Below are 4,897 nucleotides of genomic sequence, written 5' to 3' on the forward strand. Positions count from 1 at the left end.
CCGCCGTCGTAGGTGACGGTGTACGGGGCGTTGGTGGCGCGGTCGGAGGCCGGGACGTAGTGCGTCTCGACCTGGTAGGTGCCGTCCTCGGGAAGGCTCGGCTGCCAGGTGTAGGTGTCACCGGAGACCGCGTCCTTGTTGTACATGTACGTCTGGTTCACCGCGTACTGCGTGTACGCCGTGTTCCCCGACGCCGGCCAGGCACCCACCGCCGCCGTACGCCCTGTCTCGCCGTTGTCGACGACGACCGCGGTGCCGGACAGCTCGCCGGTGATCGCGTTGGCGTTGTTCCAGGTCGCTCCGGACTCGGTCCACGCCTGGGTGGCGCGGTGGGCCTCCAGCTGCACCTCGGTGTCGCCGGTGGTGTGGGTCTGGTCGAAGTACAGCTTCAGGTCGGCCGAGTCGAGCTTGGTGCCGGCCGGGATGCTGGAGACCGGGAACCGGATCAGGGCACGCGAGGCGCCGGTGGAGGTGTTGCCGACGGACAGGCGCCAGTTGTCGTCGTAGTTCGTCGTCGCACCGTCCGAGGAGATCATCACGTCCTGGGCCGTGGTCGGCGTCGGAGCGATCGAGATCGTCGGGTCGATGGTCACCGGATACTGCCGCTCGGGGGCGGCCAGCCAGGTCGCGTCCGGCGTGACGACCAGGTTCCAGCCCTTGCCCGACTTCACGAGCTTCTGCGCCACGGCCGAGCTGTAGGCCGTGCCGTACGGCGTTTTGGTGTCCTTCTTCGCGTCCGTCATGAACGCGGCGAGGATGACGAGGACCGGGTCCGCGCCCTCGCCGTAGAAGGAGACGGAGCCGTCCTTGTTCTGCTTCGGCGTCAGCCCGCCGGAGTTCAGGGTGAACGTGAAGGACACCGGCCCGGACGGCTTGGCGTCCAGGACGATGTTCTCCTTCACCCGGCCCGGACCCACCACATAGGACAGGTCCGCACCGGACACCGCGTCCTTGTACGTGACCGTGTTGCCGGCCGCGACCGGCGCGAGCTTCCCCGCGCCCTCGAGGCCCAGGGTCACCGCACGCCCGCCGGCGGTCTCGAACCGCAGCAGCTTTCCGGCGTCCGAGCCGAACCGGCTGGAGGCGGCGTTCGTCGTGTTGGCGAAGGCGAAGCCCTTGTCCTGGGCCGGGACGACGGTCGGGTCGATGTCCTTCCACGACGTTCCCGCCCGGTAGCCGGTCGGGACCGCCGACACCTCGGCCTGCACCCGGCCGTCGGACAGCTGCCAGTAGCGGGCGTTCGCCGTCCGCCTCCCGGTCAGCTCCGCGACCCGCTTCGGCTTCGGCGCCGCCTTGCCCTTCGGCAGCTTCTCCCGGCTCGGCAGGACGGGAGTACCGCCGGTCACCGGCTCGACCGGCTTCGCCGGCTCGGCCTTGTCGTCGTCGTCCGAGAACCAGCCCGAGAAGGCGTCGACGATACCCTCGTCACCTTCGCCCGAAACCGGTGCCGCGTAAGCGACTTGTGGCAGCATGGTACCGGCGATCGCCGATACCACGAGGCAGGCTATTGCCCGCCCGTATTTCATTCTCACGCAAATCCCTACCTTGAGATGGTGGGCCTGACCTCGAAAGACATGCCTCAGGGCATGCCAAAGCAGGCCACCTCCCGTGTGTGGGAAGCGACCTCGCCGGACGTGATCAGGTCACAGCGGGGGGATTGTTCATCACAGAGCCGACGCCCCGTCAAGCGCTCACGCAATTGGGGCATTTCAGGGGTCGGGTTGCGGAGTTTGAGCGCGCCTTGCCGGACTTGTCGGCCGCCTGGCATTCACGTATTCGGATGGTGTATAACCCAGGCCGAATTTCAAGTCGACCGAAAGTGCGGCCATGTCCACGACGGAAGAACTGGCAGAACCGGCGGAGCGGGTGCCCGATGTGCCACGGCGTCGCCGTGGCATCGCCGCAGCGGCAGTACTGCTCCTCGCCATCGGCGGGTTCGGCACGTACCGGATGCTCGGCTCCGAGGACCCGGCCGCGCCCGGGCATGGTGCACCCGCGCGGACCGTGGCCGCCGCCGACGTGACGTACGAGGTGCTCGGTGAAGGGACCGCCGACATCTCCTATCGGGGGTCCGACGACGACAAGGCCACCGTGGTCACGAACGCCACGCTCCCGTGGAAGAAGACCGTGAGCGTCCCCGTCGGCGCCGCTCCGATCGTCCACGTCACCCTCGGCGAGAAGGGCGGCACGGCGAGCTGCACCCTCGCCGTGCGCGGTCGGCACGTCCAACGTGCCACCGCCACCGGCTCCTTCGGCCGTACGACATGCGGCGGGGAGACCTTTGCGGCCCCCGCGGCCGCCGAGGGAGCCCGCTGAACAGGTGAACGGGCGTCAACGGGCCCGTTCCGCTTCCCTTGACGCCCCTGCCCCCGTAGGACAAGACTCCGCACGGTCAAGAACCCCACGCCCCGCACGGCCTCGTTTGCGTCCCCGAACGAAGGGTTCCGTCCATGACCGCAACCGCATCCTCCGGCAGACCCGGCCCCTTTGACGTCCGCGACGGCCGTGTCGAGCTCGCGCCCGGCGCGGCCCCCGCCGACTCCCGCTTCGTCAACGACGACCTGCTCCCCGTCCCCGTGGCCGGGCGCCGCTGGACGACGTACAACTTCGCGGCCCTCTGGGTCGGCATGGCCCACAACATCCCCTCCTGGATGCTCGCCTCCGGTCTCGTCGCCCTCGGCATGGACTGGAAGCAGGCCGTCCTCACCATCGCCCTGGCCAACGTCGTCGTCCTCGTGCCGATGCTGCTCACCGGGCACGCCGGACCGAAGTACGGCATCCCCTTCCCGGTCCTCGCCCGCGCCTCCTTCGGACTGCGCGGGGCCAATCTGCCCGCCCTCGTCCGGGCCGGCGTCGCCTGCGCCTGGTTCGGCATCCAGACCTGGATCGGCGGCCAGGGCGTCTTCGTCCTGCTCGACAAGGTCTTCGGCGGCGGCTGGGCGTCGGCGTCGAAGGTCGGCGGCCATCCGTGGACGCTGTGGCTCTGCTTCGTCCTCTTCTGGGCGCTCGAACTGGCCATCATCTACCGGGGGATGGAGGCCCTGCGCCGCTTCGAGAACTGGGCCGCGCCCTTCGTGATCGTCGGCGCGCTCGCCCTCCTCGGCTGGGTCGCGGTCAAGGCGGGCGGCCTCGGCCCGCTCCTCGACCAGCCGTCGAAGCTGGGCTGGGGCGCCGACTTCTGGCCCGTCTTCTTCCCCGCCCTCATGGGCATGATCGCCTTCTGGGCGACCCTGAGCCTCAACATCCCGGACTTCACCCGCTTCGGCGCAGGCCAGCGCGCGCAGGTCTGGGGACAGAGCCTCGGACTCCCCACCACGATGACCCTGTTCGCCCTGCTCTCGGTGCTCGTCACCTCGGGCTCGCAGGCCGTGTACGGGGCACCCGTCTGGGACCCGGTGGCGCTCGCCGCGAAGACCGACAACGTCTTCGGTCTGCTCTTCGCCCTGGTGACGGTCCTGGTCGCCACCCTGTCGGTGAACATCGCGGCGAACGTGGTCTCCCCGGCGTACGACCTCGCCAACCTCGCCCCGCGACTGGTGAACTTCCGTACGGGCGCGCTGATCACCGGCGTCGTCGGCGTGCTCATCATGCCGTGGAAGCTCACCGCCACCCCCGAGCTGTACATCTTCACCTGGCTCGGCCTGGTCGGCGGCCTCCTCGGCACGGTCGCGGGCATCCTCATCGCCGACTACTGGCTCGTCCGCCGGACCGTCCTCGACCTCGAAGGCCTCTACCGGGCCGACGGCCCCTACTGGTACCGGGGCGGCTGGAACCCGGCGGCCGTCCTCGCCTTCGCGGTCGGCGGCGTCCTGGCGGTCGGAGGCTCCCACTCGGCGCCGGGAACGGGCCCGTTCCCGGAGGACGGCCTGATCCCCTTCCTGAAGCCCCTGGCGGACTACGGCTGGGCCGTCGGCCTCGCCGCCGCCCTGCTCCTCCACACCGTCCTCATGAGGCGCGGGGCAGCCGCCCGGCCGTCCTCCCGATCCAGCTGAGGTAGGACCAGACCCGGGTGTTCACGGCGGGGGTGTCGGTCGCGCACCCCTTCCCGTACGAGACGAGACCGACCACGTACGGCGTCCCCGCGACCGTGTGCACCAGGGGGCCGCCGGAGTCGTACTGGCAGGTGTCCCGCCCCGGCGCGTACGTGCAGAGCTGGGCGGCGGTGACCTGGGACATGCCCCGGGCCCCGCACGTCGGGTTGCTCATGGTGCCGAGGACCACGGTCCGCAGGACGTCGGAGGTACGGCCCCCGAACGAGGTGGTGCCCCAGCCGGGGGCCTCGACCTGCGTGTGGTCGAAGGTGCCGTGGGCGTACCGGGCGGGCAGGGCGACCGGCCGCACGTCACGGTTGAACACCACGGGCTCGGCCAGCCGGACCAGCGCGATGTCGTCGCGCTGGGTGGCGGGGTCGTAGCCGGGGTGCGGGAGGAAGGCGTCCGGGGTCGCGAGCACCGCGTGCGGACTGTCGTCCGTGCGCGTCAGGTCGTGGTCGCCGAGGAGCACGCCCACGCGCGCGGTGCTGCTGTACGAGCCGGTCAGACAGTGCGCGGCGGTGAGCACGTACCGCTCGCCGACGAGCGCCCCACCGCACATCACCCGCCGTTCCTCCAGATCCACGAGCCCCACCATGAACGGGTACTGATGGGGCCGCGCCTCCTGGCCGCCGACGACCGCGTACGCGGGCGGCGCGACGACGAGGGGGGACACCGCCATCACCGCACCCGCGACCGCCGCCATGAACTTCCTCGCCCGTCCCACCTGACCTCCGCCCTGTCGATGCCGTGACGTTTCCGCACGCCGGTCCGGCCCGCATGGGCATCAACGACGAGACCCGAACGGGGTCACCCCCCGTTGTGGGCATGCGTTCCGCCGGGGCGAAGGGGGTCCCCCCTGCTCG

At 70.6% G+C, this 4,897-nt stretch carries 4 protein-coding genes; 2 read left to right on the plus strand and 2 right to left on the minus strand.

Annotation, left to right across the window (positions count from 1 at the left end):
* A partial coding sequence (locus CCN56_RS31600) for a DNRLRE domain-containing protein (RefSeq protein WP_256962280.1) occupies positions 1 to 1,472 on the minus strand: 1,472 nt, incomplete at its 3' end.
* A 355-nt stretch (positions 1,473 to 1,827) separates the two neighbouring features.
* Here CCN56_RS31600 and CCN56_RS31605 point away from each other — a divergent pair.
* Positions 1,828 to 2,316, plus strand: a complete 489-nt coding sequence (locus tag CCN56_RS31605) for an MmpS family transport accessory protein (protein ID WP_086831330.1) — start codon at positions 1,828 to 1,830, stop codon at positions 2,314 to 2,316.
* A 134-nt stretch (positions 2,317 to 2,450) separates the two neighbouring features.
* A complete protein-coding gene (locus CCN56_RS31610) occupies positions 2,451 to 3,992 on the plus strand; it encodes an NCS1 family nucleobase:cation symporter-1 (RefSeq protein ID WP_086831331.1) in 1,542 nt (513 codons plus the stop codon).
* On the opposite strand, the gene CCN56_RS31615 is transcribed toward CCN56_RS31610, so the two are convergent.
* A complete protein-coding gene (locus CCN56_RS31615) occupies positions 3,946 to 4,758 on the minus strand; it encodes a serine protease (RefSeq protein WP_256962281.1) in 813 nt (270 codons plus the stop codon). The two genes, CCN56_RS31610 and CCN56_RS31615, sit on opposite strands and share 47 nt — an antisense overlap.
* Positions 4,759 to 4,897 lie beyond the last annotated feature (139 nt).

The organism is Streptomyces sp. NRRL B-24572, assembly GCF_002156145.1.
GTDB lineage: Bacteria > Actinomycetota > Actinomycetes > Streptomycetales > Streptomycetaceae > Streptomyces > Streptomyces vietnamensis.

Bases quoted from the DNA above. Each gene is read 5' to 3' on its own strand.
- CCN56_RS31605 (WP_086831330.1), top strand. From the start codon at position 1,828: ATGTCCACGACGGAAGAACTGGCAGAACCGGCGGAGCGGGTGCCCGAT.
- CCN56_RS31610 (WP_086831331.1), top strand. From the start codon at position 2,451: ATGACCGCAACCGCATCCTCCGGCAGACCCGGCCCCTTTGACGTCCGC.